Genomic DNA, 26,462 nt, shown 5'->3' on the forward strand with positions numbered 1-26,462 from the left:
GCATCTCCGGCAGATGATCACCTGGAGTCACACATGCCAGGGGAAGCGGCTGAAGTCGGCCGGGCGCTTCTCCAGGAACGAGTCGCGGCCCTCGACGGCCTCCTCGGCCATGTAGGCCAGCCGGGTGGTCTCGCCGGCGAACAGCTGCTGGCCGACCAGGCCGTCGTCCACGAGGTTGAAGGAGTACTTCAGCATCCGCTGCGCGGTCGGGCTCTTGGCCACGACCTTGCGGCCCCACTCCAGCGCGGTGGCCTCGAGCTCGGCGTGCGGCACGACGGCGTTGACCATGCCCATGCGGTGCGCGTCGTCGGCCGAGTACTCCTCGCCGAGGAAGAAGATCTCGCGGGCGAACTTCTGCCCGACCTGCCGGGCCAGGTAGGCCGAGCCGAACCCGCCGTCGAAGCTGCCGACGTCGGCGTCGGTCTGCTTGAACCGGGCGTGCTCGGCGCTGGCCAGGGTCAGGTCGCTGACCACGTGCAGGCTGTGCCCGCCGCCCGCGGCCCACCCGGGGACGACGCAGACCACGACCTTCGGCATGAACCGGATCTGCCGCTGCACCTCCAGGATGTGCAGCCGCCCGCTCACCCCGGCGCCGGCCTCGTAGCCGTAGCGGCCCCGCACCCGCTGGTCGCCGCCCGAGCAGAACGCCCAGCCGCCGTCCTTGGGGCTGGGGCCGTTGCCGGTGAGCAGCACGCAGCCGACCGTGGTGTCCAGCCGGGCGTGCTCCATGACCTGCAGCAGCTGGTCGACCGTCTGCGGGCGGAAGGCGTTGCGCACGTCGGGCCGGTCGAAGGCCACCCGCACCACGCCGGCGTCGACCGCCCGGTGGTAGGTCAGGTCGGTCAGCCCCTCGAAGCCGGGGACCGCCGTCCAGGCCGTGGGGTCGAAGGTCGCCGAGACGCCGTCCAGTGCACTCACCCGGCGAACGTATCCGGTGTGCGCACCATGGGCGCATGCGCATCGGCACGCTCAACCTGGCCTCGGGCCGCGGGGACGACGGGGTGTCCGTCTCCCGGGCCGACCTCGTCGCCGCCGTGGCCGACCTCGACGTCGACGTCCTCGCCCTGCAGGAGGTCGACGTCGACCAGCCGCGCTCCCACCACGTGCACCAGGCCGCGGTGCTGGGGTTCCCCGAGTGGCGGTTCGCGGCCACCCTCGCCGGGACGCCGGACCCCTTCGCCAGCTGGACGGCGCTGCCCCCGGCGCTGGACCACGGCGACCTGACCGGCCCGCACTACGGGGTGGCGCTGCTCTTGCGGTTGCCGGTGCGGCGCTGGCACGTGCTCGGGCTGACCGCCGGGCCGCTGAAGCTGCCGCTGGTCGCCCCGGACCCGCGCACCGGGTCGCGCCGGCTGTGGTGGTTCCCCGACGAGCCGCGGGCCGCGATCGCCGCCGAGCTCGACGGGCTGACCGTCGTCGGCACGCACCTGTCCTTCGCCGCGCCCACCGCCGCCCGGCAGCTGCGCCGGGTGCACCGCTGGGCCCGCAGCCTCCCCGGCCCGGTCGTCGTCGCCGGGGACCTCAACCTGGGCGGCTCGTTGTCGGCCCTGGTCACCGGTGGACGGCGGCTGGTGGCGGAGCGGACCTGGCCGGCGCCGGACCCCAAGGTGCAGTTCGACCACGTGCTGTCGCTGGGCGGGGTGGTCGGCAGCGATCCCCTCGTCACCCGGTTGAGCCTCGGCGACCACCGCCTGGTCACGGTGCAGGTGGCAGCTTCCGGTCGGCCAGCCTGAACCCCGGCAGGAGGACGACGGCCAGCACCGCCACGAAGGCCAGGTTCCGCAGCGCCGCGGGGTAGCCGATCTCGACGACGTCCATGAAGGGGTAGGGGTACCAGTCGGTGAGCGCGCCCAGGACCAGGGCGTAGCCGATCCAGGCCAGCGGCCAGGCCATCGACCAGCCGACCGTGGCCGCGGTGACCCGCGGGCGCGGGCCGAGCACCAGCCAGCCCCCGACCGCGAGCACCGGGGCGACGTAGTGCAGCCCCGCGTTGGTCCACCAGCCCAGCCCGGTCGGGTGCAGGGTGGGCCCCAGCACGACCGCGTACACCAGCCCGGTCACCATGATGCCCAGCAGCGAGGTCAGCCGCACCACCCGCCAGCCGCGGCCGTCGTGGGCCGGGTCGCGGACCAGCGGCAGCACCCCGGCCAGCACCAGCAGGTTGCTCTGGATGGTGAAGTAGGAGAACAGCCGCAGCACCCGGGTGCCGGTGCCGGGGTCGTCGGCCGGGACCAGCACCGTCGCGCCGCTGATCGCCCGCCCCAGCTCGGTGAGCACGGACAGGACGACGACGGCGGCCAGCACCCCGTGCACCAGCCGGGCGAGGGCGCGTCGGTCGGTCATCGGCAGATCATGGCCCCGTCGCCGGAGCGACGCGCACCGGCCCTCGTGTCGTGACCCAGGTCCCAGGTGCGGGTCCTAGGGTGTGCCCGGCTCACGAGACCGCTCGGGCCCGGAGAGGACGGTCACCACCATGGGGATGCAGGCAGCGGGCGCCCGGCGCACCTCCGACTGGCCGGCCGACGCAGCCGTCGAGGCGGCCGCCGCCTGGGCTAGCGCGGTCCACCGCGCCCCGGGCCCGTGGGCCGCCGTCCGCACCGCCGTCGGCTCGGCGCAGGCACGCGCCGGGTTGCGGGCCACCCTCACGGTGCTGCGCGGCCTGCCGTCCTCGACGATCCCGGTCGGGCCGGGACCCGCCGGCACCGAGATCGCGCGCTGGTTCGGCGGGTCGGCCCGGATCTCGCCGTGGGCCCGGGCGCCGGTGGCCGTGCTCGACCTCCCGGCCACGACGGCCGAGTACCTCTCCGGGCGACCCCGCCAGGCGATGCGCACCAACATCACCCGCGCCCGGGCGGCCGGGCTGACCTGCACCCCGGTCCTCGACGAGGCCGGTCGCCGGGCCGTGGTGGGCGACGTCGCCCGGATGCGGGCCCAGGACCCGGCCGCGATGGTCCTCGAGCAGGGGATCGAGGAGGTCCGCTCCCACATGCTGGTGGCCCGGACCGAGCAGGGCGAGGCGGTGGGCCTGGCCGAGGTCGTGGTCGACGGGCCGGTGGCCGGGTTGGCCACGCTCGTCACCGCCCCGGGCAACCCGGCGGGCGCGGCCCTGCGCTACCTGCTGCACCTGGCCGTCGTCGAGCACGTCCTGGAGCGCCAGGTGCGGGTGCTCGTGGTGTCCGGCTCGATGCTGCTCACGCCGGCCGGCACCCGGTACTTCCAGCGGCGGACCGGCTTCGTGCCGGCCCGGGTCCGCCTCGTCCGCGGGACCCCGGGTCAGCCGACCAGGCCGAGCAGCGTGGGCAGTGCGGCGGCCAGCCCCGGGTGCAGCTCGACCCCCGGGTCGGCCAGCGACACCCACGCCACCTCGGTGCTCTCGCGGTCGAGGACCAGGCGCGCCGGGTCGAGCTCGTCGACGGGCGTGGCCAGCACCGTCGAGTAGCTCCACCCGCCGTGGTCGTCGACCGACAGCTCGCCGAGGGTGAGCTGCCCGGGGAGCAGACCCAGTTCCTCGCCGGCCTCGCGCAGCGCACCCTCGGTCGCGCTCTCGCCCTCGTGCAGCGCACCGCCCGGGGTGCCCCAGGTGCCCCCGTGGTGGCTCCACTCCACCCGGTGCTGCAGCAACGCCTCCGGCCCCGCGGGGCCCGGGCGGTGCACCAGCAGCCCCGCTGCGCCGACCAACCCCCAGTGCCGGTGGCCGAGGTCGCAGGTGGTCCACCCGTCGGTGGGCGAGGTGTGCGGCACCGCCCCATCCTCCCCCGCCCCGCCCCCGAGGCCCCCGCAGAGGGGGTGGCCGCGGATTCCTGGGGGTGGTGACCCGTCGCGATCAGTCACCACCCCCGGAGAACCACCGCCACCCCCTGCGGAGCCAGCCGGGAGCCGCGCGGCAGTAGCAGGTCGGCGCGATGCGGGTGGCTCGTCGTCCACACCGGGGGGCGCCGTCCACAGGTCTGCCCGGGGAGGACGTCGGGGGCGCGGCGGCGGGCACGGTGGCCCCATGAGCCTCGTGCTGCCCCTCGTCACCCGGGAGACCGCCCGGCGTCGGCTGGGTCTGCTGACCCGGTCCGGGCTCCTGGCCTGCGGGGTCACCGACCAGGAGATCGCCGCGGCCGTGCGCCGGGGTGAACTGCGTCGGGTGCGCGCCGGTGCCTACGTCTCCGCGGCCGACTGGGCGGAGGTCGAGCGCACGCGTCGCCTCCCGGGACTACGGGCCCTGGCCGTGGGCGCGGCGGTCGCCCCGGCGGGGACGCCGTTCTCCTCGTCGACCGCGGCATGGATCTGGGGGCTGCCCCGCCCGGCCCTCCGACGCGGTGCGGCCGACCTCGTGCACCTGGCCGGGCCGACCGGCCGGGGCGCCCGCGGCCGCGACTGGGTGCTGCACCGCGCGGCCCTGTCGGCCGACGAGGTGACCCGCCGCGGCGCCTACCCGCTGACCAGCGCCGCCCGCACCCTGGTGGACGTCGCCCGCTCCTGGCGGGAGCAGGACGCCGTCGCGGCCGTCGACGCGGCACTGCTGCGCCGGCTGACCACCCGGGACGAGCTCCTGGAGACCCTCGAGCGGCACGCCACGGTGGCCGGCACCCCCGCCGTCCGCCGGGTGCTCGACCTGGCCGACGGCCGGGCCGAGAGCTGGCTGGAGACCTGCGGGCGGCTGACCTTCGCCGCCGGCGGTCTGCCTCCGTTCCTGCCCCAGGTCGAGATCTGGCTGGACGGCGAGCTGCTGAAGGTGGTCGACGGCTGGTACCCCGAAGCGGCCCTGGCCGTGGAGTTCGACGGGCTGGTGAAGTACCGAGGCCCCGCCGCAGCACGCGACCTCGTCGAGGAGAAGCGCGTGGAGGACCTGCTGCGCTCGTTCGGCATCCGGTTCATCCGCGTCACCTACGAGATGCTCACCCGGCAGTGGTCCACGGTGCGGGCACGCGTGCTGCGGGAGCTGGCCACGCCGGGCCCGGCCCTCCGGGTCTTCGGCGAGCACCCACGAGCGGTCGGGAAGCCGCGCACCGGTGCCCAGGTCGACGACGGGTGGCTCTGGCGCGCCCTGGACACGGTGGGCGGGCCCGGTTGAGGACCGGGTGTCGGCGATCCCTGTGGGGTGGTGACCCGTTGCGATGGGTCACCACCCTGGAGGACCCGGCGCCACCCCACCGGACGGGCACCCCCCGGGGGTCAGGGGCGGAGGGGGCGGCGGCGGGAGGTGATGACGCCGGTGTCGAAGCCGGCCAGGTGCAGGCCCCCGTGGAAGCGGGCGTGCTCGATCTTCAGGCAGCGGTCCATCACCACGTCCAGGCCCGCCGCCTCCCCCCGCTCGGCCAGGGCGTCGTCCGAGAGGCCCAACTGCAGCCAGAACGTCTTCGCGCCCACCGCGATCGTCTCGTCCAGCACCCCGGGCAGGTCGGCCGGCTTGCGGAAGACGTCGACGAGGTCCGGCACCCCGGGCAGCTCGGCCAGCGACGGATACACCGGCCGGCCCAGGATCTCGCTCACCCGCGGGTTGACGAACCAGACCTCGTAGGGCGTGGTCGAGAGCAGGTAGGTGGCCACGAAGTAGGAAGCCCGGGCCGGGTTGTCCGAGGCGCCCACGACGGCGACCGTGCGGGTGCGGTCCAGGATCGCCTGCCGCTCACCGGCGGTGGGGGCGCTCACTTCGTCGCCGCCGTCAGCGCCTGGTCGAGGTCCCACAGGATGTCCTCGACGTCCTCCAGGCCGACCGAGATGCGGATGAGGTCCGCCGACACGCCGCCGGTCTCGAGCTGCTCGGCCGAGAGCTGGCCGTGGGTGGTCGAACCCGGGTGGATGACCAGCGTGCGGGCGTCGCCGATGTTGGCCAGGTGGCTGCACAGCTGCACCGCCTCGATGAACCGGCGGCCGGCGTCCCGACCGCCGACCACGCCGAAGCTGAAGACCGCCCCCGGCCCCTCCGGCAGGTACCGCCGGGCGCGGTCGTGGGACGGGTGCGAGGGGAGGCCCGAGTACTTCACCCAGGCCACCCGGTCGTCGGCCTCGAGCCACTCGGCCACCCGCCGGGCGTTGGCCACGTGCTCGCGCATGCGCTGCGGCAGCGTCTCCACGCCCTGCAGCAGGAGGAACGCGCTGTGCGGCGACAGCGAGGCGCCGATGTCGCGCAGCTGCTCGCTGCGCAGCTTGGTCAGGAAGCCGTACTCGGCGAAGTTGCCCCACCACGAGATGCCGCCGTAGGAGGCGGTCGGCTCGGTCATCTGCGGGAAGTTGCCGTTGGCCCACGGGAAGGTGCCGGCGTCGACGACCACGCCGCCGATCGTCGTCCCGTGGCCGCCGATGAACTTGGTGGCCGAGTGGATCACGATGTCCGCGCCGTGCTCGATCGGCCGGCACAGCCACGGGGTGGCGGTGGTCGCGTCGACCACGAGCGGGATGCCGGCGGCGTGCGCGACGTCGGCCAGGCCGCGGATGTCGGCGACCTCGCTGCCCGGGTTCGCGACGACCTCGGCGAACAGCAGCTTGGTGCGGTCGGTGATCGCGGCGGCGTAGTCGGCCGGGTCGGTGCCGCGCACGAACGTGGTGGACACCCCGAACCGGCGCAGGGTGACGTCGAGCTGGGTGATCGTGCCGCCGTACAGGTTGGCCGAGGCGACGATCTCGTCGCCGGCCCCCGCCAGCGCGGCGAAGGTCAGGAACTCCGCCGACTGCCCGGACGACGTGGCCACCGCCCCCAGCCCGCCCTCCAGCGAGGCCATGCGCTCCTCGAACGCGGCCACCGTGGGGTTGCCGATCCGGCTGTAGACGTTGCCGTACTTCTGCAGCGCGAACAGGTTGGCGGCGTCGTCGGCGCTCTCGAAGACGTAGCTGGTGGTCTGGTAGATCGGCACCGCGCGGGCACCGGTCGTCGGGTCGGGTTGCCCGCCGGCGTGCAGCGCACGCGTGCGGAACCCCCAGGTGCGGTCGGCCATGCCACCAGTGAACCCGACGGGCACACTTCCCCGCATGACAGTGCAGCTGCGCCGGTACACCGTCGAGCCCGGCCGCATGGCCGAGTTCGTCGCCTGGTTCCCGCGCATCGTCCCGGTCCGCGAGCAGTTCGGCTTCCGCGTGCTCGAGGCGTGGGTGGACGAGGCCAACCACGCGTTCGTCTGGTCGGTCGAGCTGGACGGCGACGAGGCCCGGTTCACCGAGGTCGAGACGACCTACAACGCCTCCCCCGAGCGGGCAGCCGCCTTCGAGACGTTCCCGAAGGTGATCACCGCGCAGCTGAACGCGTTCGTGCGCCCCGCTCGCTGAGCCCGTCGGGCCCCTCGCCCAGCGCGTCGCGGCGGAACCGCCAGACCAGCCCGAGGACGACGAGCTGGGTCGCCGCGGCCCCCGAAGCGATCCACTGGTCGGTGTAGAAGAGCAGCACGTCGACCAGGGTGAGCGCCAGCAGCAGCCCGCCCTGGCCCAGCTCGACCCCGCGGCGGTCCCGCCCGCGCGCCAGCTGGACCGCTGCGACCAGCAGCAGCACGCCGACGACGACGTCCAGCCCCACCCGCAGCAGGAGCAGCGTCACGCCGAGGCCGTCCTGGATGCCGACCCGGGCGTAGTCGTTGGCGGCGTCGGCGAGGCTGGTCGTCGTCCCGTCGAGCAGGTCCAGTCCGATGAAGCCGACGACGGCGAGGTCCCCGACGGCCACGACGCCGAGCAGGCCCAGCGCACCGGTGGTCAGCCGGCGCAGCCGGGCGCCCGAGAGGTGGCGGTCGGCGAACCCGTCCAGCCGGTCGGCCAGCCGGCGCAACCGGCCCGGTTCCTCGACGCCGCCGTCCAGGGCGCCGCTGCGGGTCAGCTCCAGCAGGTCGTGCGCGAGCCGGGACAGCCGCTCGGCGTCCGCCCGGCCGGCCGACGCCAGCCGCTGCTCCAGCTCGCGGCGGTCGGCGGCGGACAGGTCGCGGTCGACGACGTCGCCCAGCAGCTCGAGCGCCGCGTGCAGCTCCGAGCGCGGTGAGGGGTCGCGGCGCCCGCGCACCCGCAGGTAGACCCACAGCGCCAGCACGAACACCGCGTACGCCACCGGCGCGGCCGCGGCGAAGAAGTAGTCGTTGTCGACGGTGATGAACTTCCCGATCTCGTCCACGAACAACCCGGCCCCGATCCCGGTGGCCAACCCGGCCACCGGCAGCGCCGACCGGTTGGCCAGCACCAGCGGGAGGACGCCGCCCACGACGAGCAGCAGCCCGCCCCACACGGCGTGCGCGATGTGCAGGGTGTCGCCGCCGACCGTGGGGTAGCCGGTGAGCTCCAGGTAGAGCCGGGTGACCACGATCGAGCCGCCGAACCCGAGCAGCAGCAGGAACAGGTAGCGGTCGGCGTCCAACCGGCGGACGAGGTGGTCGGTACGACGGCGGAGGGCGGAGAGCACGGGTGAACCTGCCCTGCGGGGTACCGGTGCAACCGCTGGAGGAGCAAGGTGTGTGGGCCGACACCACCCCCGTCCGGGGGAGTGACGACACGCCGGGCTCAAGCGCGGCGTCGGGACGACGATGGGACGACGTGGACCTCGCACCGGTGACCTCGACGGACGGGCCGTCCGCGGCCGCCGTCGGTGTGGCCGTGGACGAGCTCGAGGCCCTGTCGCGCTTCGAGCAGGACCTCGCCCACGCCGGGGACGACGCCGCGCGGACCGCCGCCGAGGCCCGCCACCTGGGCCTCCCCGAGCTGGCCCTGCGCGCCGACCTGGTCGCCGCCGACGTCCGTCGCCGGCAGGGGCACCTGGCCGAGGCCGGCGCGACCGCGCAGACGGTGCAGCGCTGGGCCACCGAGCACCACGCCCCGGCCGTGCGCGCCCGGGCCCACTACGTCCTGGCCGCGGTGTTCCAGGAGCTGGGCGACCTGGCCCAGGCCCTCGAGCACGCGGTGCACTCGGTCGACCTGCTCGACGACACCACCGCCGTCCCGGTGCGGATCGACCACCGCAAGCGGCTGGCCGACTGCCTGGGCCTGCAGGGCGACCTCACCGCCCAGGACCGGTACGCCGACGTCCTCGTCCTGGCCGAGCGCGCCGGCGACGTGACCCGGCTGATGCAGATCCTCAACAACAGCGCCTACACCGCGTCGTTGGCCGGCCAGCTGGCCACCGCCCAGGCCGGGGTCGAGCGGCTGCAGGAACTGGCCCGGGTGCACGACGTCCCGCTGGACCTGGCGACCCGGGACACCATCGGCCGGGTGCTCCTGAACCTCGGCGACCTCGAGGAGGCCGCGGCCGCGCTGCGGCCCGGCCTGGACCCCGCCGCGCTGGACTCCTCCCCCGAGGGCGACGCCGGTGCCGACATCCTGCTCACCCACGCCGAGGTGCAGCGGGCCCGTGGCCTGCACGACGAGGCCCGGGCCTCGCTGGAGGAGTGCATCCGACGCTGCGAGGCGCACGGGCTCACCGCGATCCGCACCCGGGCGCGCCGCGAGCGGGCCGAGCTGTTCGCCGCCGCGGGGGCCTTCCGCGACGCCTACGAGGAGCACGTCCGCTACACCCGCGAGGCACTGGCCCTGCAGTCCGAGCAGCGCGAGGCCCGGGCCCGCACGCTGCAGGCGATGTACGAGACCACCGAGGCCCGCCAGCAGAGCCGCCGGTACCGGGAGCTGTCGCTGCGCGACGCCCTCACCGGGCTCTACAACCGGCGGCACCTGGACGACGAACTGCCGGTGCTGCTCGCGGCCGCCGACGGGAACCGCCCGCTGGCGGTGGGCCTGGTGGACCTGGACCACTTCAAGCAGGTCAACGACACGTGCTCCCACGAGGTGGGCGACGAGGTGCTCCGCAGGGTGGCCCGGGTCATGGAGGCCGTCGCCCTCAGCGTGGCGAACGGCGCCTTCGCCGCCCGGTTGGGTGGCGAGGAGTTCCTGCTCGTGATGCCCGGCTGCGGCACCGCCGAGGCGATGTCGGTGCTCGAGCAGCTGCGGCACGGCATCGAGCACAAGCTGTGGACCGAGCTCACCCAGGGGCTGCCCGTGACGGTCAGCATCGGCATGGCGATCAGCCCCAACCCGCTGCCGCTGACCCCCGCCGACCTGCTGGGCCGGGCCGACGCCCGGCTGTACGAGGCCAAGCGCAGCGGCCGCAACCGCGTGGTCGGTCCCGCCGGCATCCCCGCTCCGCGGTCGGCGGGCTGACCCCGGTCAGCGCGGCAGGGTCCGGCTGATCCCCCGGGCGGCGGCCATGACGCCGTTGACGTAGGGCCGGACGGCGGCCACCGACCCACCGCGCACCACGATCGACAGCGCTGCCACCACGACCCCGGCCTGCCACACGGGCGCGGCCACCGACACCGCGTCGTCGGTGACCTGGCGGTCGCTGACCGCGTGCCCGGCCCGGCGCACCTGCGCCAGCACCCGGCGCAGCTCGGCGGGGTCGACCACCGTCTGCCGGGTGTAGCGCTCCTGCGGACCGGCCAGCACGGCGTCCTGCACCGCGGCCGGCGCGTGCGCCAGCAGCACCAGCCCGACGCCGGTCGGGGGCAGGGCGAACCGGCCGCCCACCTGGGTGAGCACGGTGACCGCGCCCCGGGCGGCGAACCGCTCGACGAAGAGCACCTCGTGGCCGTCCCGCACCGCCAGCTGCACGTTCTCGTGGGTGACCTCGTACAGGTCCTCCATGAACGGCAGCGCGGCCTCGCGCAGCCCGAGCCCGCGGGGGGCCAGGGCGCCCAGCTCCCAGACGCGCAGGCCGATCCGGTAGCCGCCGTCCTCGTCGCGCTCGAGCCCGCCCCAGGCGGTGAGCTCGGCGACCAGCCGGTGGGTGGTCGACAACGGAGCACCGACCGCGCGGGCGATCTCGGACAGCGTCAGCCGGGGGCGGTCCCGGCCGAACGCGTCGAGGACGGCGAGCAGCTTGCCGTTCGCCGTCCTCACCGGCGCAGTGTCACAGCTCCAGCACCAGCTTCGGGCAGGCCGCGCGCGAGACGCAGACGAACATCACGTCGTTGGCGGCCTGCTCGGCGGGGGTGAGCAGCGAGTCGCGGTGGTCGACCTCGCCCTCGAGCACCCCGGTCTCGCAGGTACCGCAGGTGCCCTCCTCGCACGAGCTGAGCACCTCGACGCCGTGCTCGCGCAGCACCGCCATGATGCTGAGCTCGGGCGGCACGGTGAGGGTCTTCCCGCTCAGCGACAGCTCGACCTCGAAGGCGTCCGAGCGGGCCGGCTCGCCGACCTCCTTGGGCGCGAACCGCTCCAGGTGCAGCACGCCCGGGGGGCAGCGCTGCTCGACGGCGGCCAGCAGCGGCTCGGGGCCGCAGCAGTAGACCAGCGTGCCGTCGGGCAGGTCGCCCAGCACCGCGTCCAGGTCGATCAGGCCGACCTCGTCCTGCGGGTGCAGGGTGCCCTCGAGCTCGGCGAGGAAGGCCATCGACCGCCGGCTGCGACCGCCGTAGTGCAGCTCGTAGGGCGTGCCCGCGGCCCGGGCGGCGGCGGCCATCGGCAGGATCGGGGTGATCCCGATGCCACCGGCGACGAACACGTACCGCGCGGCGTCCTGGAGCTCGAAGTGGTTGCGCGGGCCCCGGACCAGGACCTCCGCCCCCACGAGCAGCTGGTCGTGCACGTGCGCCGACCCACCCCGGCCGGCCTCCTCGCGCAGCACGCCGATCCGGTACGTGCCGCGGTCGGCCGGGTCGCCGCACAGCGAGTACTGCCGGGTCAGCTGGTCGGTGAGCACCAGGTCGACGTGCGCACCGGGGGTCCAGACGGGCAGGTCGGCCCCGGTCGGGTCGACCAGGGTCAGGACGACGACGCCCTCGGCCCCGTCGACCCGGTCACCGACGACCAGGCGCAGCTCCGGCTCGCTCACCGCAGCGGCGTCCGGGGGCCGGCGGCCTGCTCCGGCCGGGCGACGCGGTGCGGCGGGGGCACGTGCACGGCGGCCACCCCGGCGTCGGGCTCGGCGACCTGCGCCGGGTGGTCGGGGTGGGCCAGCAGCCACTGCCACATGCCGATCGGGTCACCGCCCTCGGCGCGGGCGCCGCACGAGCACTCCCCCAGCAGCCGGTCGCTGCCGGGCAGCCAGGCCACCCGGGTGACGCGGTCGCCGTCCAGCACCCGGGTGGGGGTCGCGGTCGGACCGGCGGGGACGGTCCGCAACGGGCGAGTCATCGCGCGAGGGCCGCGGGGCTCTCGGGGACCTGCTCGGCGCCTGCGGCGGCCATCGCCGCGATGATCCGGCGGGCGGCGAGGCCACCGGTGTCGATGTTGATCGACAGCTCCTGGTAGCCGTCGGGCTCGCCGGCCAGCACCCGCTCGAGGGCGTCCAGCGCGACGACGTCCTGCAGCACGACGGTGCGGTTGCTCTCGCGCAGGAAGTCGCTCACGCCCTCGTCCTCCAGCGCGAAGTCGCGGGCGACGGCCCAGAAGTCGTGCGTGGAGTGCTCGGTCTCCGGCGTGATGGCGTAGACGACCTCGACGTGGAAGCCACCGGGGTCGGTGCCGTCCTCCTCCGGCAGGACGCCGACCGGGGCCACCCGGCTGTGCAGCAGGTAGAGGCACGGCGGGTGGAACTCGATGTCCTGCCAGCGCACGATCCGGCCCTGGATGCCGGTGGACTTCGCGTAGAACGGCGGGCAGTCGGCGTCGTCCATGTGCCGGGAGACGTGGACGACCTGGGCGTCCTCGTCGACCTCGGTGGTGATCGGGGTGTTGGCCACCTCGGGCGTACCGATGTAGCCGCCGTGCAGGTAGGTCTCGTGGCTGAGGTCCATGAGGTTGTCGACCAGCAGGCTGGCCCGGGCCGCCAGGGGCTCCATGCCGGAGACGGTCGTGTAGCCGTCGGCGTCCAGCCACGGTGCCCGCGGGATCGGCACGGTGTCGCTGCGGTCGTCGTCCCCGATGAACACCCAGACGAAGCTGTCCTGCTCGACGACCGGGTAGCTCTTGAGCCGGGCGGTGCGGGGCACGCGGGTCTGGCCGGGGACGGCGACGCACTTCCCGTCCGCGTCGTAGGTGAAGCCGTGGTAGCCGCAGACCACCGTGTCGCCGACCAGGTGGGAGGGCTTCTCGCTCAGCGGGAACCGGCGGTGCACGCAGCGGTCGCTCATCGCGGTGACCGAGCCGTCCTCGCGCCGCCAGAACAGGATCGACTCCCCGCAGATCGTGCGGCCGAACACCTCCCGCCCGATCTCCCGGCCGTAGGCGGCGACGTACCACTGGTTGCGGACGATCGAGGTCATGCCGCCCATCGTGACCGCGGTCACCGGAGCGGGGAACAGGGCTTCCACATCGCGGAAGCGGCCGACGGCGTCCTCCTGGTCCTCAGCGCTCCGGCTCTGCTCCCGTTCTGGGCGCAGAGCCGGAGCGACCCCGCGAACCCGGTGCGTCAGGGGCGCCACCGGTGGCCAGCAGCCGACCCAGCAGCTCGCGCAGCTGCGCCCGCTCGGCCTGGTCGAGCCCGGCCAGCGGCCCGCCGGCACCGTCGGCCGCCGTGCGGGCCGCCGCCGAGCGCACCTCGCGCCCTCGTGGGGTGGCGGCCACCAGCTTCGTCCGCCGGTCGGTCGAGGACGGCCGCCGCTCCACCAGCCCGGAGGCGGCGAGCTCGTCGACCAGCAGGACGACCTGGGAGGGGTCCAGGCCCAGGACGTCGGCCAGCTCGCGCTGGGTGATGCCCTCGGCTGCGTCGGCGGCCAGCACCAGCACCGAGTACTGCCGCACCCGCAGCCCGTGCTCGACCAGGGCCGCGTTCGTGGCCCGGACGACGACGCCGCTGGCGCGGGAGAGCAGGAACCCCAGGTCGTCGGTCAGCGGCTGACCCATGAGCACCTCCATCGTTGACGACCTCCACGATACCGACCTACGGTCCGGGCACCACCCCCTGCACCGAGGAGCACCCGTGGAGCTGACCGGCAAGGTCGCCGTCGTCACCGGATCCGGCCGAGGCCTGGGCCTGGCCTACGCCACCGAGCTCGCCCGCCGCGGCGCCGCCGTCGTGGTCAACGACGTGGACGCCGAGGTGGCGCAGTCCGCCGTCGAGTCGATCACCGCGGCCGGGGGCTCCGCCGTCGCCGAGGTGGTGCCGGTCGGCTCCAGCGAGGCCGCGCAGGCCCTGGTCGACCGGGCGGTGTCGGAGTTCGGCCGGCTCGACGTCCTGGTCAACAACGCCGGCATCCTGCGCGACACCACGCTGTGGAAGATGACCGACGAGCAGTTCGACGCGGTCATCACCACGCACCTGCGCGGCACCTTCACCTGCACCCGGGCCGCCGCGATCAAGCTGCGCGAGCAGGGCGAGGGCGGCCGGATCATCTGCATCGGCTCCCCCACCGGCCAGGTCGGCAACTTCGGCCAGACCAACTACGCCGCCGCCAAGGCCGGCATCGTCGGCATGGTGCGCACCTGGGCGATGGAGCTGGCCCGGGCCCAGATCACCGTGAACGCCGTGGTGCCGGTCGCGGCCACCGCGATGACCGAGACGGTGCCCTTCCTCGAGCCCTACGTCACCGCGCTGAAGAACGGCGACCCGCTGCCGGCCTACGCCCGCCAGCAGCTCGGGTTCGGCTCGGCGGAGGACGTCGCGGGGCTGATCGCCTTCCTCGCCTCCGACGAGGCCGCCGGCATCACCGGCCAGGCCATCGGCATCGGCGGCGACCGCCTGGCGCTGTGGACGCACCCGGTCGAGACCGTCGTGGAGTTCGCCGACGGCACCGGCTGGTCGGCCGAGGCCATCGCCGACGTCTGGCCCGGGACGTTCGAGGCCTCGAAGCAGACCGTGGGCCAGCAGTTCGAGCCGGAGTCCTGACGTGGCCCTGCAGCTGGACCTGGAGAACCTGGTCGCCATCGACGTGCACACCCACGTGCACGCCGACACCCACGGCCACCTCGCCCTCGACGACGAGCTGAACGCCGCCACAGCGAAGTACTTCAAGGGCGACCCCTACGACCCCACCGTCCCCGACATCGCCGCGGACTACCGCAGCAAGAACATGGCCGCGGTCGTGTTCACCGTCGACATCGAGCACGCCACCGGCCACCCGGCGCTGAGCAACGAGGAGATCGCCGACCTCGCGGCGCAGCACCCCGACGTCCTCATCCCCTTCGGGTCCGTCGACCCGGCCCGGGGGGCTGCCGGGGTGCAGCTGGCCCGGAAGCTGGTCGAGCAGCACGACGTCCGGGGGTTCAAGTTCCACCCGTCGATCCAGGCCTTCGAGCCCAACGACCGGGCCGTCTACCCCCTCTACGAGGAGCTGCAGAGCCTCGGCGTCCCCGCACTGTTCCACACGGGGCAGACCGGCATCGGCGCGGGCCTGCCGGGCGGGCGCGGCATCAAGCTGCGCTACTCCGACCCGATGCTCCTGGACGACGTCGCCGCCGACTTCCCCGGCCTGACGATCATCATGGCGCACCCCTCGGTGCCCTGGCAGGACAGCGCGATCTCCAGCGCCACCCACAAGGCCAACGTGTACATCGACCTGTCGGGCTGGTCGCCGAAGTACTTCCCGCCGCAGCTGGTCAAGGCGGCGAACGGCCTGCTCAAGCGCAAGGTGCTGTTCGGCTCGGACTACCCGCTGCTGCGCCCCGAGCGCTGGATGGCCGACTTCGAGACCCTGGACATCAAGCCCGAGGTCAAGCCGCTGATCTTCAAGGAGAACGCGATCCGCGCCTTGGGGCTGCGGTGAGGAACCAGGGCCTCGGGTCCTGGCCCGAACGACGACTGCGCATGTCCCCGCAGAAGCCGGCGATCTGGTTCGAGGGGACGACCACGACCCACGGCGAGTTCGCCCTCGCCGTCCGCCGGGCCGCGACGGTCCTGCACGACCTGGGCGTCCAGCGCGGCGACCGCGTCGCCTGGCTGGGCGCCAACCACCCCGTCGGCCTCGAGCTGCTCTACGCCTGCGGCCAGCTCGGGGCGGTGTGGGTGCCGGTCAACGCCCGGCTCACCCCGCCCGAGGCGCAGTACGTGCTGCAGCACTCCGGGGCGAGCGTCGTCGTCCACGGCCGGGAGCACGTGGGGACGGCGGAGGTGCTGCGCCCGCAGCTGCCAGGGGTCACCCACTGGCTGTCCGCCGAACCCGCCCCGGATGTCGATCATCGTGACGTGCAGGCCGGGCACGCCGCCGACCGCGGGTCGCCGGCTGCGGATGCCGATGATCACCACCAGGAGGGCTCGCTCCCGTGGTGGGAGCTCACCGCTGCCGCCGATGCCGTCCTCAGGGACGAGGCGGTGACCCACGACGACGTCTGCCTGGTCATGTACACCTCGGGCACCACCGGCAAGCCCAAGGGCGCGGTGCTCACCCACGGCAACATGACCTGGGCGTGCCTGAACCAGGTGCTCAGCCTGGAGGGCGGTCCCGACGAGCGGACCCTGGGCCTGGCCCCGCTGTTCCACGTCGGCGGGCTGAACGGCACGGTGAACCCGACCCTGCTGCGCGGCGGCTGCGTCGTGCTGGTGCGCGGCTTCGACCCGGCCGGCACGCTGCAGGTGATCAGCGAGCAGCGGGTGACGTCGTTCTTCGCCGTCCCCACGATGATGGACGCCCTCGCCCGGCAGCCCGGCTTCGCCACCCTCGACCTCTCCGCGCTGCGCACGGTCGCCGCGGCCGGGGCGCCCCTGCCGCTGCCGCTGCTGCACACCTGGCTGGACCGCGGGATCACCGTGCAGCAGGCCTACGGCATGACTGAGACCGCCCCCGCCGGCACGATGCTGGACAGCGCGGACGCCGTGGCGAAGGTGGGGTCGGCCGGGAAGTCGCAGTTCTTCGTCGACGTCCGCGTCGTGCGGCCCGACGGCACCGAGTGCGCGCCCGGCGAGATCGGCGAGGTCGTGCTGTCCGGGCCCAACGTCATGCAGGGGTACTGGGACGCCCCCGAGGCGACCGCCGCCGTGCTGGTCGACGGCTGGTACCACTCCGGCGACGCCGGCTCGGTCGACGACGAGGGCTACCTGACCATCCGCGACCGCTACAAGGACATGATCATCTCGGGCGGGGAGAACGTGTACCCGGCGGAGGTCGAGTCCACGATGCTGGAGCTGCCGGAGGTGCAGGAGGTCGCCGTCATCGGTGTCCCCGACGCGCACTGGGGCGAGGTCGGCCTGGCCGTCGTCGTCCCCACCCCCGGGACCGTGCCGGACCCGGAGGCGTTGCGCGCGGCGCTGCGCGAGCGGCTTGCCGGGTTCAAGGTGCCCAAGCACGTGCGGTTCGTGACCGAGCTGCCCAAGACGGCGACCGGGAAGGTGCGCAAGCCCGACCTGCGCGCCGAGCTGGCCCCGTGACCGCGCCGGCGCTGGAGCTGGTGGCCACCGTGCTTGCCGACGTCGGAGAGCCGGTCGAGGTCGGTGCGCTGGCCACCGGGGTGCGCCGGGTCGTGCCGATCACCGGGGGCATGGTCAGCGGCCCCTTGCTCACCGGGCGCGTGCTGCCCGGCGGCGCCGACGTCCAGCTGCTGCGCAACGACACCGAGACCGAGCTGGAGGCCCGCTACCTGATCGAGTCCGAGGACGGCGAGCTGGTGGCCGTGCACAACTCGGCGCTCCGGGTGGCCTCGGCGGAGGACTCGGCGCGGCTGCGTGCCGGCGAACCCGTGGATCCCGACCGGGTCTACTTCCGGGGCGCCGTCCGGCTGGAGACCGCCGCCCCGCGGCTGGCCCGGCTCAACTCCCACCTCTACCTGGGGGTGGGCACCCGCTACCCGCGCGGGGTGCGCATCGAGCTGTTCGAGGTGCAGTGACCCCCGCACGGCAGGATCGACCCCGACCGGACATCTCACCGAGGAGTGCCGCATGACCACGACCACCACCATCGCCGACCTGCCGACGCTGAAGGGCCAGGAGCTGGGCACCAGCGACTGGTACGACATCACCCAGGAGGCGGTCAACACCTTCGCCGACGCCACCGGTGACCACCAGTGGATCCACGTCGACGTCGAGCGCGCGAAGGCCGAGAGCCCCTTCGGCGGGCCGATCGCCCACGGTTTCATGACGCTGTCGCTGGCCGTGCCTCTGGCCACCGCCACCTACACGATCACCGACGCGGTGATGGGCGTGAACTACGGGCTCAACAAGGTCCGGTTCCCCGCCCCGGTGCCGGTGGGCTCGCGGGTGCGGGCGACCACGACGCTGAAGGACACCGAGGAGGTGGCCGGCGGCGTGCAGAACACCATCGCCGTGGTCATCGAGCGCGAGGGCGGCGACAAGCCGGTCTGCATCGCCGAGTGGGTCACCCGCGCGTACGGCAAGCCCGCCTCCTGACCCCGCTCCCGCTCCACGGTGATCAGGTGACCTGATCACCGGTGGGCCGACCTCACCAACGGTGGTGCAGTCGGACACCCTTCGATCAGGTCACCTGATCACCGTGGGGCGGGGAGGGCCTGGCAGGGTGCCGACCATGCGCATCGCCGTCTTCACCGGGTCGCAGGCCGGGCCGCCGTCCCACCAGCACGCCGCCGCCACGTTCGCCGAGTCCCTCGCCCGGGCCGGGGTCGGCATCGTCTACGGCGGCGGGCACGTCGGGCTGATGGGCACCGTCGCCGACGCCGCGCTGGCCGCCGGCGGCGAGGTCGTCGGCGTCATCCCGCAGCACCTGGTCGACGACGAGCTGGCCCACCCCGGCCTCACCGATCTCCGCGTCGTGCAGACCATGCACGAGCGCAAGGCCGCCATGGCCGACCTCGCCGACGCCTTCGTGGCGCTGCCCGGCGCGGCCGGCACGCTCGAGGAGCTCTTCGAGGCCTGGACCTGGGGCATGCTCGGCCTGCACGCCAAGCCCACCCTGCTGCTGGACGTCGACGACTTCTGGCAGCCGCTGCTCACCCAGCTGCACCGCATGGTCGACGACGGCTACCTCGACGGCCGCCGCCTGGACGCCCTGGGCGTGGTGCACACCGCGGACGGCCTGCTGGAGTTCGTGGCGCAGTACCAGCACCCCGAGCGCAAGTGGACGCGCACCACCTGAAACACGGCGGGAACACCGGCCTGCTGCACTGGGTCGGGGGCGACCCGGTTGGCCCGCCAGGTGCGGGTGGTGCACGGGCACACGCGCGCCTTCGTCACCGCAGGCAGCGGCCCCGCCGTCCTGCTGCTGCACGGCATCGGCAACAGCGCGCAGACCTGGGCCGGGGTCGTCGACCGGCTCGCCGAGCACCACCTGGTGATCGCCCCGGACCTGCTCGGGCACGGCGACTCCGACAAGCCCCGGGGTGACTACTCGATCGCCGGCTACGCCAACGGCATGCGCGACCTGCTCAGCGTCCTCGACGTCGAACGCGCCACCGTGGTGGGCCACTCCCTGGGCGGCGGCATCGCGCAGCAGTTCGCCTACCAGTTCCCCGAGCGCTGCGAGCGCCTCGCCCTGGTGTCCAGCGGTGGGCTGGGTCCCGAGCTGTCGATCGGGCTGCGCCTGGCGACCGTCCCGGGCGCGGAGGTGGTGCTCGACGTCCTCACCGACCTGCCGACCCCGTGGCGGGCCTGCCTCGGGGTGCTGCGGCGAGCCGGCGCCACCGTGGGGTGGCGGCGGGCCGAGGACCTCGCCGAGGCCGGCGAGGCCCTGCTGGAGCTGCGCGACGCCGAGGCCAGGGCGGCGTTCCTGCGGACCCTGCGCAGCGTCGCCGACCTGCGCGGCCAGGCGGTGACCGCGCTCGACCGGCTGTACCTGGCCGCGACGCTGCCCCTGCTGGTCGTGTGGGGCACCGGGGACCGGATCATCCCCGTCGAGCACGCCCGCACCGTGGCCCGCGCCGTCCCCGGTGCGCGGGTCGAGCTGTTCGACGGCGCCGGGCACTGGCCGCACCTGGCCGAGCCCGACCGGTTCGCCGCCGTGCTGCTGGACTTCCTGGCCACCACCGCACCGGCCGCCCACGACCGGGACACCTGGCGATCCGTGCTGGCCCAGCCCACCGGGGTCTGACCGCCTACCGTCGACCCGGTGGAGGCGACCGACCCGATGGAGGCCTGGGACGTCGTCGTGGTCGGCGGCGGGCCCGCGGGTGCCGCAGCCGCCCTGGCTGCCCGCCGGCACGGCGCCTCGGTGCTGGTGCTGGACCGGGCGGACTTCCCGCGGGACAAGGTGTGCGGCGACGGGATCGCCCCCGAGGCGCTGGACGTGCTGGCCGCGCTCGGGGTGGACGTCGACGCGGTGACCCACGGGTACCCCGCCGTCCCGCGGCTGCGGCTGACCTCGCCGTCCGGCCGGACCGTCGAGCGGGCCATGCACCGGCCGGCCGTCGTCGTCCCCCGGGCGGTGCTGGACGGCCGCGTCCTGGAGGCCGCGCTCGCCGCTGGTGCGCAGTTCCGCCGGCACACCGTCCGGCAGATCACCCCGGGGCCCGACGGCGTGGACGTCGACGGCGTGCTCACCACCGGGGTGCTCGTCGGTGCGGACGGCGCCGAGTCCGTCGTCCGGCGGGCGCTGGGGACGCCGGCGAACCGGCCCGACCGGCTGGCGATCGCGATCCGCGGCTACGCACCGACGTCGACCGAGGGCGTGCAGGTCATCACCACCACCGACCAGCGCTGGCCGGCCTACGCCTGGTCCTTCCCGATCGGCGACGGCCGGGCCAACGTCGGCTACGGCGAGCTGGTGGGCGCGGGCGCCACCCGGGCCGAGCTGCTCGCGGGCCTGCACCGGCTGCTGCCCGGCGTCGAGCCCGAGCAGCTGAGGGCGCACCGGCTGCCGCTCTCGACCGGACGGCCGCGCCAGCCCGACGGCCGGGTGCTGCTGGCCGGCGACGCCGCCTCGTTGATCAACCCGATGACCGGCGAGGGCATCTTCTACGCGGTGCTGTCCGGGGCCTTCGCCGGTGCCGCCGCGGCACACGGCGCGCAGGCCGGCCGGGTGTTCCGCACGGCGCTGCGGCAGCGGCTGGGCACCCACCTGCGGCACACCTCGGCGGCGTCCCGGCTGAGCAGCCGGCCGTGGCTGATGGACGCCGCGTTCGGCGCCGCGGCCGCCGACCAGCGGGTGTTCGACGACGTCGTGGCCCTCGGGCTTGCCGACGGCCGGTTGACCGCCCGCACGCTGGTGTCCGCGGTGGGCACGCTCAGCCGACGACGGTGACCTCGGCGATGCTGAACCGGTCGCGGCCGGCCCGCTTGGCGGTGTAGAGCGCGGCGTCGGCGGCCCCGTACAGACCGGTGGCGTCGGCGGCGTGGGTGGGTGCGTGGGCGCCGCCGACGCTGATGGTCAGCGGGAGCAGTCGACCGTCGGCCAGCTGGAGCGGGGCCATCTGCACGGCCGCGACCAGGTCGGCGGCGCGGCCGGCCAGACCCTCGCGGGTGCAGTCGGGCAGCACCATGACCAGCTCGTCACCACCCCGCCGGCCGACGACGCAGTCGGTGTGCCGGACCTGCCCGCGCACCACGTCGGCCAGGTGCACCAACGCCTGGTCCCCGACCAGGTGGCCGTGCACGTCGTTGATCTGCTTGAAGCCGTCGACGTCCACCATGAGGACGGCGACCTGACCCCGGAGCAGGGCCTCCGCGAGCAGCGCGTCGACCGCCCCGCGGCGGAGCAGCCCGGTGAGCCCGTCGGCGGTGGCCTGCTCGTGCAGGACGTCGAAGGCGCGCTCGCGCCGGTCGCCCGACCGCACGAGGACGAGGGTGACGGCGACCATCGCCGAACCGACGACGACGGCGTCGGTGAACCCCTGCGCCGACGGGTCGACCAGGATCGTGGCGGTGCCGGAGACGAGCACGCCCAGGCCGGTGGCCAGCAGGGCGCCGGGGCCGCGCAGCTGCGAGGCCCCCAGCAGCACCGGCACGACCAGGAACACCTGGGCGGCGGCCGAGGTGTCGCGGGTGACGTAGTTGGTGGCGCCCACGGCCAGGGCGCCCAGCACGGGGACCACCAGCAGCAGACCGGCACGGTCGAGGCGCTCCGGCGGGAGGCGCAGCAGCCCGAACGAGGAGGCCATGAGCAGCAGGGCGAAGACCACGCAGGCGACCAGCGGGCCCGGGTCGAGCCGGGGCGGCAGGAACAGCGCCCAGGGCAGCAGCACCAGCCCGCTGAAGCCGGTCAGCGTGGCCGCCGCCCGTGCCGCCGTCGCCGGTTCCCGTGTCCGCAGTCCTGCTGGTACCCCCACACCTGGTCCATCGGCCCGGGCCGGGCAGCGCCGCACCGCAGCGGCGGTGCGCTCACCCGGGAGGGGGACCGGCGGCACCGAGACGGGGGCGGGCCGGGGCCCCGGGGCGGGACTCGGGGGCGGGGGCCACCGCCCAGCCGTCCCGGCCGGCGCGCTTGGCGGCGTAGAGCGCCTCGTCGGCCGCGGCGTAGAGCGACCGCAGGTCCTCGGCGTGGGTGGGTGCGTGCGCGATGCCCACGCTGACCGTCAGGGGCAACGAACCGATGCCGGGGACGACCAGCGGGGTGCGGCGCACGGCCCCCACCAGGGCGCTCACCCGCGCGACCGCGGTGTCGGGGGTGCAGCCGCGCAGCAGGACCGCGAGCTCGTCGCCGCCGAGCCGCGCGACCACCGCGTCGCTGCGCCGGACCGAGGCCGTCAGCAGGCCGGCCACGAGCTGGAGGGCGCGGTCCCCGACCGGGTGCCCGTGGGTGTCGTTGACGGACTTGAAGTGGTCGAGGTCCAGCAGCACCAGCGACGTCCCGCCCGGTGTCGTGGTGGCCGCCAGCGCCAGCACCGCGGCGTCGTCCAGCACCCGACGGGTGACCAGGCCCGTGAGCACGTCCACCCCGGCGATCCGCTCGAGGGACTCGGCCAGCCGCTCCTGGTCGTCGGCGGTGTGCTGGGTGAACGCCGCGAGCAGGAGCAGGCAGCCCACGACCAGCAGGACGTCGACGACCATCCGCCCGCCGTCCTGCGCGAAGTCCACCGCCAGCCAGGCGGCGGCGGCGCAGGAGAACGCGGTGACGACCCGTCCGGCGCGGCGTTGCAGCTGGCTGCTGGCGTGGACCACGGGCAGCCCGAGCAGTGCGGGCCAGCCCTGGACCAGCCCGCCGAACAGGTGGGCCGACACCGCCACCGCGGCGACGGCGAGCAGCGAGCCGGTCACCACGGCGATCCCCGCCGCACGGCTGCCCGCCGGCGCCAGCCGGCACCAGACCGCGGTGGCGAGCATCGCCGCGGCCAGCACCCAGGGCGCGACAGCCGCGTCGACGGGGAAGACCACGAGGACGACGGCGAGCAGGACGGCGCCGCTGACCAGCAGCGCGGCCGTCACCCGGGGGGCGAAGTGCGGGCGGCGGAGGGTCCACCAGCGCCGGCGCGCGTCCAGCGCGCGACCGAGGGGGTTCACCGCGTCCACGTCCCCACTGTCGGCAGCCTCGTCGTCCGGTGGTGCACCACCGATCCCGGGGTCATCCCGACGAGGGAGGTCGTGCTGCGCGCGTGCGGCCGGTCCCGGCGGCCCGTGTGGGACCGTGGGGTGGGCACAGATCGGCTCCGGTCGCTGTTGCAACCCCGTGAGGTCCTGAGCGCACCACTGCGCCGACCCCCCCCCATCCGAAGGACGTCGTGACCACCTCCCCCACCTCCCGCCGCCGGGTCCGCACCCCGGCGCAGCGGACCGCCAGCGAGACCACCCGCGGCCGTGACGAGCGCCGGGCCCAGCAGACCTGGGTCGACGGCGCCGAGCCCGCACTCCCGGTGCGCACCACCCGCCCCGAGCACGTGGTCTTCCACCTGGGCCCCACCAACTCCGGCAAGACCTACGAGTCGCTGCAGGCCCTCGCCGCCGCCGGTTCCGGGGTCTACGCGGCCCCGCTGCGCCAGCTGGCGCACGAGGCCTACGCCAAGCTCTCGGCCCAGCTGCCCGCCGGCACCGTGGGCCTCTCGACCGGCGAGGAGGAGATCGACCCGTACGCGCCGATCGTCTGCTGCACCGTCGAGAAGGCCCCGCCGCGCGGCGAGCTGCTGGTGCTCGACGAGTCACACTGGGTCGCCGACCCCGACCGCGGCCACCACTGGGCCCGGCTGCTGCTCACCGGCGAGTACCGCGAGATGCACCTCATCTCGGCCGCCGAGGCGTTGCTGCTGCTCAAGCCGTTGGTCGCCGACGCCGAGCAGGTCGTCGTCGTCAACCACAAGCGGCTGTCCCGGCTGGACGTGCTGCACGCGCCGGTCAAGCCGTCGCAGGTGCGGGAGCAGACCCTGGTCGTCGCGTTCTCCCGCAAGACCGTCTACGCCGTCGCCGCGCAGCTGGACCCGCACCGGCGCGGCAAGGTCGGCGTCCTCTACGGCGCACTGCCCCCGGCCACCCGCCGCGACGTCATCGCCCGGTTCACCCGCGGCGAGCTCGAGGTGCTGGTGACCACCGACGTCATCGGGCACGGCATCAACGTGCCCGCGACGACGGTGCTGTTCGCCGAGACGCAGAAGTTCGACGGCACCGAGATGCGCCCGCTGCGCACCTGGGAGGCCGCGCAGATCGCCGGCCGCGCCGGGCGCTACGGGCTGACCGGGCACGGCCAGGTCGGCGTGCTGGGCGGGGTGGCCGGGCTCAAGCCGCTGGCCTCGCTGGTCGCCGCCGGTGCCGCGGTCGCCCGCGGCGACGTGATGAGCGACCTGCCCAACCGCAAGCCGCGCCTGCGACCCGAGCTGGACGACCTCGGCGCCTTCGAGGCCGTCGACCTGCCCGAGGCGCTCACCCGCTGGTCGATGTGGGCGCGCGCGGCCACCAAGGCCGACGGCCCCGAGTCCGCCGTCATGACCCCGGACGACGTCAGCGGGCTGGTGCTGCGGGTCCACGCGCTGCTGCCGATGCTCCGCGGCCCGCTGGCCACCGACCTGTGGACGGTCTGGCGGCTGATCAACCTGGCGATCGACCACGACCCGCCGCGCAAGGTGCGCTGGCTGGCCCTGGCCCGCGCCGCGCTGCAGCACGAGGCCGGGCTGGCGGTGTCCCGCGAGCTGGTGCTGCCCGCCGTCCCGCGCGGGTCGACGGTGCAGGACTACGAGCAGGCCGCGGCGCAGGCCCGCGAGGCGCAGACCCTGCTGCGGTCGTTCCCCGGCGTCGCCGGGCTGACCTCGGCCGACGCCGCCGCGGTCGAGGAGCAGTGCGCCAACCGGATCACCGAGCTGCTGCCCGAGGCGATCAGCCTGTCGACCGCGGCCCGGTGCACCGGCTGCGGCACGGGCATCGCACCCTGGTTCACCACCTGCCGCGACTGCGGCACCCGGCCGGCCGGACGGGCGGCTGCCGACCGGCGTCCCCCGCGCTCGTCGGGTGGCCGGTCCGGCGGCGGGAAGGCCGCGGCGTCGTCCGGAGGCTCGTCAGGACGCGGGGCGGGCGGGCGCAAGCCCCGCAAGTCCGACGTCGGTGCCGGTGGGCGCACCGACCCCAACGCCTTCGACCGCAGCGCACGCGGCCGGGGCTCGGACGCCGGGCCACCCCCGGGCGATGCGTCCCGCCCCAAGCACCGCCGCCGCGGCCGGTCGGCGGGCGGGCCCACCGGGGCACGCTGACCCCGACCGCCGCGTGTACGTCGTAAACAATTGTGAGGTCCGTCCGTTTACCGCGTACACCAGCGGGCACCTGGTGAGTTGCCGGCTCAGTTGAGATCCCAGCTCCGGTTCCTCCAGCGCTCTCGTCGCTGACCCCCCACGCCCGCACACGACCCACCCGGTCGTGCCTGCGGGCTGCCCTCACCAGGAGCACCCGTGATCACCGAGCAGGACATCACCAGCGTCATCGGTTCCACCGCCGTCGACTCCGACGGCGACAAGATCGGCAACGTCTCCGAGGTCTACCTCGACGACCAGTCCGGCCGCCCCGAGTGGGCCACCGTGAAGACCGGCATGTTCGGCACCAGGGAGACCTTCATCCCGCTGGCCCAGGCCGAGCTGTCCGGGGAGTCCCTGCGGTTCCCCTACGACAAGGCCATGGTCAAGGACGCCCCGAAGATCGAGGCCGAGGGCCACCTCTCCCCCGCCGAGGAGCGCGAGCTGTACCGCTACTACGGCATCGCCGAGGGCACCGCGGACAACCGCGACACCCAGACCACCGACACCCGCACCACCGACACCCGCACCACCGACGGCGGCATCACCGCGCCCCGTCCGGACCGGAGCGCCGGCCTGACCGGTGACCAGCGCGAGGACCGTCGCGACGCCGCCGGCACCGTCGGCCACGACACCTCCGGGCCGACCACCGACGACGCGATGACCCGCTCGGAGGAGCGGCTCACCGTCGGCACCGAGGCCACCGAGGTCGGCCGGGCCCGGCTGCGCAAGCACGTCGTCACCGAGAACGTGACCCGCACCGTGCCCGTCTCCCACGAGGAGGTCCGGGTCGAGCGCGAGCCGATCACCGACGCCAACCGCGACGACGCGATGGCCGGCGGCGCGCTCACCGAGGAGGAGCACGAGGTCACGCTGCACGCCGAGCGCCCCGTCGTCGCCAAGGAGACCGTCCCGGTCGAGCGGGTGCGGCTGGCCACCGAGACCGTCACCGAGCAGCAGACGGTGGACGCCGAGGTCGCGCACGAGGAGATCGAGCAGGTCGAGGGCGACGCCCGCCCGACCGACCGCGACCGCTGATCCCCCGAGGGGGGCGTGGCCCCGCGCCCCCCTCTGCGCCACCCCCACCCCACAGCTCT

27 protein-coding genes are annotated in these 26,462 nt (G+C 74.7%); 14 read left to right on the plus strand and 13 right to left on the minus strand.

All coding sequences use genetic code 11. The features are described 5' to 3' along the window. Positions 1–27: 27 nt before the first annotated feature. A complete protein-coding gene (locus tag BLS67_RS14665) occupies positions 28–918 on the minus strand; it encodes a 1,4-dihydroxy-2-naphthoyl-CoA synthase (protein WP_091246546.1) in 891 nt (296 codons plus the stop codon). Between the two features lie 35 nt (positions 919–953). Here BLS67_RS14665 and BLS67_RS14670 point away from each other — a divergent pair, with 35 nt between their 5' ends. Continuing rightward, the gene (locus tag BLS67_RS14670; RefSeq protein ID WP_091246548.1) at positions 954–1,733 is read left to right on the plus strand and encodes an endonuclease/exonuclease/phosphatase family protein; all 780 of its coding nucleotides are present in this window, start codon (positions 954–956) and stop codon (positions 1,731–1,733) included. On the opposite strand, the gene BLS67_RS14675 is transcribed toward BLS67_RS14670, so the two are convergent. Beyond that, positions 1,696–2,343 carry a Pr6Pr family membrane protein gene (locus BLS67_RS14675; protein WP_091246550.1) on the minus strand — a complete coding sequence of 216 codons (648 nt, stop codon included), beginning with the start codon at positions 2,341–2,343 and terminating at the stop codon, positions 1,696–1,698. The two genes, BLS67_RS14670 and BLS67_RS14675, sit on opposite strands and share 38 nt — an antisense overlap. Positions 2,344–3,273: 930 nt before the next feature. Next, positions 3,274–3,741, minus strand: coding sequence for an NUDIX domain-containing protein (locus BLS67_RS24130; protein ID WP_207500612.1), 468 nt, complete (start codon positions 3,739–3,741; stop codon positions 3,274–3,276). 253 nt (positions 3,742–3,994) lie between these two features. Between BLS67_RS24130 and BLS67_RS14685 the strand changes: the two genes are divergently transcribed. Beyond that, on the plus strand, positions 3,995–5,062 hold the full coding sequence (locus tag BLS67_RS14685) for a type IV toxin-antitoxin system AbiEi family antitoxin domain-containing protein (RefSeq protein WP_091246551.1): 1,068 nt from the start codon (positions 3,995–3,997) through the stop codon (positions 5,060–5,062). A 101-nt stretch (positions 5,063–5,163) separates the two neighbouring features. Here the strand turns inward: BLS67_RS14685 and BLS67_RS14690 are convergent, their stop codons facing one another. Next, the gene (locus BLS67_RS14690; protein ID WP_091246553.1) at positions 5,164–5,640 is read right to left on the minus strand and encodes a CoA-binding protein; all 477 of its coding nucleotides are present in this window, start codon (positions 5,638–5,640) and stop codon (positions 5,164–5,166) included. After that, the gene (locus BLS67_RS14695) at positions 5,637–6,923 is read right to left on the minus strand and encodes an O-acetylhomoserine aminocarboxypropyltransferase/cysteine synthase family protein (protein ID WP_091246555.1); all 1,287 of its coding nucleotides are present in this window, start codon (positions 6,921–6,923) and stop codon (positions 5,637–5,639) included. Before BLS67_RS14695 ends, BLS67_RS14690 begins: the two co-directional genes overlap by 4 nt. Before the next feature lie 34 nt (positions 6,924–6,957). On the opposite strand from BLS67_RS14695, the gene BLS67_RS14700 reads away from it, so the two are divergent. Beyond that, complete coding sequence (locus BLS67_RS14700; protein ID WP_131801744.1) at positions 6,958–7,251, plus strand: NIPSNAP family protein; 294 nt, start codon at positions 6,958–6,960, stop codon at positions 7,249–7,251. Here the strand turns inward: BLS67_RS14700 and BLS67_RS14705 are convergent. Continuing rightward, positions 7,211–8,362, minus strand: a complete 1,152-nt coding sequence (locus BLS67_RS14705) for a hypothetical protein (RefSeq protein WP_091246560.1) — start codon at positions 8,360–8,362, stop codon at positions 7,211–7,213. The genes BLS67_RS14700 and BLS67_RS14705 overlap by 41 nt on opposite strands. Positions 8,363–8,493: 131 nt before the next feature. Between BLS67_RS14705 and BLS67_RS14710 the strand changes: the two genes are divergently transcribed. After that, positions 8,494–10,107, plus strand: a complete 1,614-nt coding sequence (locus BLS67_RS14710; RefSeq protein ID WP_091246561.1) for a GGDEF domain-containing protein — start codon at positions 8,494–8,496, stop codon at positions 10,105–10,107. A 6-nt stretch (positions 10,108–10,113) separates the two neighbouring features. Here BLS67_RS14710 and BLS67_RS14715 read toward each other — a convergent pair whose 3' ends face one another. From BLS67_RS14715 to BLS67_RS14735, 5 genes are all read right to left on the minus strand, one after another. Next, positions 10,114–10,845, minus strand: coding sequence for an IclR family transcriptional regulator (locus BLS67_RS14715; protein WP_091246563.1), 732 nt, complete (start codon positions 10,843–10,845; stop codon positions 10,114–10,116). Positions 10,846–10,855: 10 nt separating this feature from the next. Then, on the minus strand, positions 10,856–11,779 hold the full coding sequence (locus BLS67_RS14720; protein WP_091246564.1) for a PDR/VanB family oxidoreductase: 924 nt from the start codon (positions 11,777–11,779) through the stop codon (positions 10,856–10,858). Next, positions 11,776–12,081: a hypothetical protein gene (locus BLS67_RS14725; RefSeq protein WP_207500614.1), complete on the minus strand. Its 306-nt coding sequence runs from the start codon at positions 12,079–12,081 to the stop codon at positions 11,776–11,778. Before BLS67_RS14725 ends, BLS67_RS14720 begins: the two co-directional genes overlap by 4 nt. Beyond that, positions 12,078–13,151, minus strand: coding sequence for an aromatic ring-hydroxylating oxygenase subunit alpha (locus BLS67_RS14730; protein ID WP_091246821.1), 1,074 nt, complete (start codon positions 13,149–13,151; stop codon positions 12,078–12,080). Before BLS67_RS14730 ends, BLS67_RS14725 begins: the two co-directional genes overlap by 4 nt. Before the next feature lie 82 nt (positions 13,152–13,233). After that, entirely contained in the window at positions 13,234–13,731 is a 498-nt protein-coding gene (locus tag BLS67_RS14735) for a MarR family winged helix-turn-helix transcriptional regulator (protein ID WP_207500616.1), read from the minus strand. A gap of 76 nt (positions 13,732–13,807) precedes the next feature. Between BLS67_RS14735 and BLS67_RS14740 the strand changes: the two genes are divergently transcribed. The 8 genes from BLS67_RS14740 (at position 13,808) to BLS67_RS14775 (ending at position 20,966) form a co-directional block, all read left to right on the plus strand. Next, entirely contained in the window at positions 13,808–14,713 is a 906-nt protein-coding gene (locus tag BLS67_RS14740) for an SDR family NAD(P)-dependent oxidoreductase (RefSeq protein ID WP_207500618.1), read from the plus strand. Positions 14,714–14,726: 13 nt separating this feature from the next. Next, positions 14,727–15,590 (plus strand): amidohydrolase family protein, encoded by an 864-nt coding sequence (locus BLS67_RS14745; protein ID WP_091246824.1) that lies wholly within the window; start codon positions 14,727–14,729, stop codon positions 15,588–15,590. Next, entirely contained in the window at positions 15,587–17,188 is a 1,602-nt protein-coding gene (locus BLS67_RS14750) for an acyl-CoA synthetase (RefSeq protein WP_091246567.1), read from the plus strand. Before BLS67_RS14745 ends, BLS67_RS14750 begins: the two co-directional genes overlap by 4 nt. Next, positions 17,185–17,643 (plus strand): DUF3237 domain-containing protein, encoded by a 459-nt coding sequence (locus BLS67_RS14755; protein WP_091246568.1) that lies wholly within the window; start codon positions 17,185–17,187, stop codon positions 17,641–17,643. The genes BLS67_RS14750 and BLS67_RS14755 overlap by 4 nt, the downstream gene beginning before the upstream one ends. A gap of 52 nt (positions 17,644–17,695) precedes the next feature. After that, positions 17,696–18,163 (plus strand): MaoC family dehydratase, encoded by a 468-nt coding sequence (locus BLS67_RS14760; protein WP_091246570.1) that lies wholly within the window; start codon positions 17,696–17,698, stop codon positions 18,161–18,163. Between the two features lie 136 nt (positions 18,164–18,299). Beyond that, a complete protein-coding gene (locus BLS67_RS14765; protein ID WP_091246826.1) occupies positions 18,300–18,866 on the plus strand; it encodes an LOG family protein in 567 nt (188 codons plus the stop codon). 69 nt (positions 18,867–18,935) lie between these two features. Next, positions 18,936–19,817, plus strand: coding sequence for an alpha/beta fold hydrolase (locus BLS67_RS14770; protein ID WP_165617604.1), 882 nt, complete (start codon positions 18,936–18,938; stop codon positions 19,815–19,817). An 18-nt stretch (positions 19,818–19,835) separates the two neighbouring features. After that, positions 19,836–20,966, plus strand: coding sequence for an NAD(P)/FAD-dependent oxidoreductase (locus BLS67_RS14775; protein ID WP_242654101.1), 1,131 nt, complete (start codon positions 19,836–19,838; stop codon positions 20,964–20,966). On the opposite strand, the gene BLS67_RS14780 is transcribed toward BLS67_RS14775, so the two are convergent. Both BLS67_RS14780 and BLS67_RS14785 read right to left on the minus strand, forming a co-directional pair. Further along, a complete protein-coding gene (locus BLS67_RS14780) occupies positions 20,950–21,990 on the minus strand; it encodes a GGDEF domain-containing protein (protein WP_131801745.1) in 1,041 nt (346 codons plus the stop codon). The two genes, BLS67_RS14775 and BLS67_RS14780, sit on opposite strands and share 17 nt — an antisense overlap. 52 nt (positions 21,991–22,042) lie before the next feature. After that, the gene (locus BLS67_RS14785; RefSeq protein ID WP_091246574.1) at positions 22,043–23,170 is read right to left on the minus strand and encodes a GGDEF domain-containing protein; all 1,128 of its coding nucleotides are present in this window, start codon (positions 23,168–23,170) and stop codon (positions 22,043–22,045) included. Between the two features lie 209 nt (positions 23,171–23,379). On the opposite strand from BLS67_RS14785, the gene BLS67_RS14790 reads away from it, so the two are divergent. Together BLS67_RS14790 and BLS67_RS14795 are read left to right on the plus strand one after the other, a co-directional pair. Further along, on the plus strand, positions 23,380–25,329 hold the full coding sequence (locus BLS67_RS14790) for a helicase-related protein (RefSeq protein ID WP_091246576.1): 1,950 nt from the start codon (positions 23,380–23,382) through the stop codon (positions 25,327–25,329). Positions 25,330–25,524: 195 nt separating this feature from the next. Continuing rightward, positions 25,525–26,403, plus strand: a complete 879-nt coding sequence (locus tag BLS67_RS14795; RefSeq protein ID WP_091246577.1) for a DUF2382 domain-containing protein — start codon at positions 25,525–25,527, stop codon at positions 26,401–26,403. Positions 26,404–26,462 lie beyond the last annotated feature (59 nt).

It is taken from the genome of Klenkia soli (assembly GCF_900103975.1).
Taxonomy (GTDB): Bacteria; Actinomycetota; Actinomycetes; order Mycobacteriales; family Geodermatophilaceae; genus Klenkia; species Klenkia soli.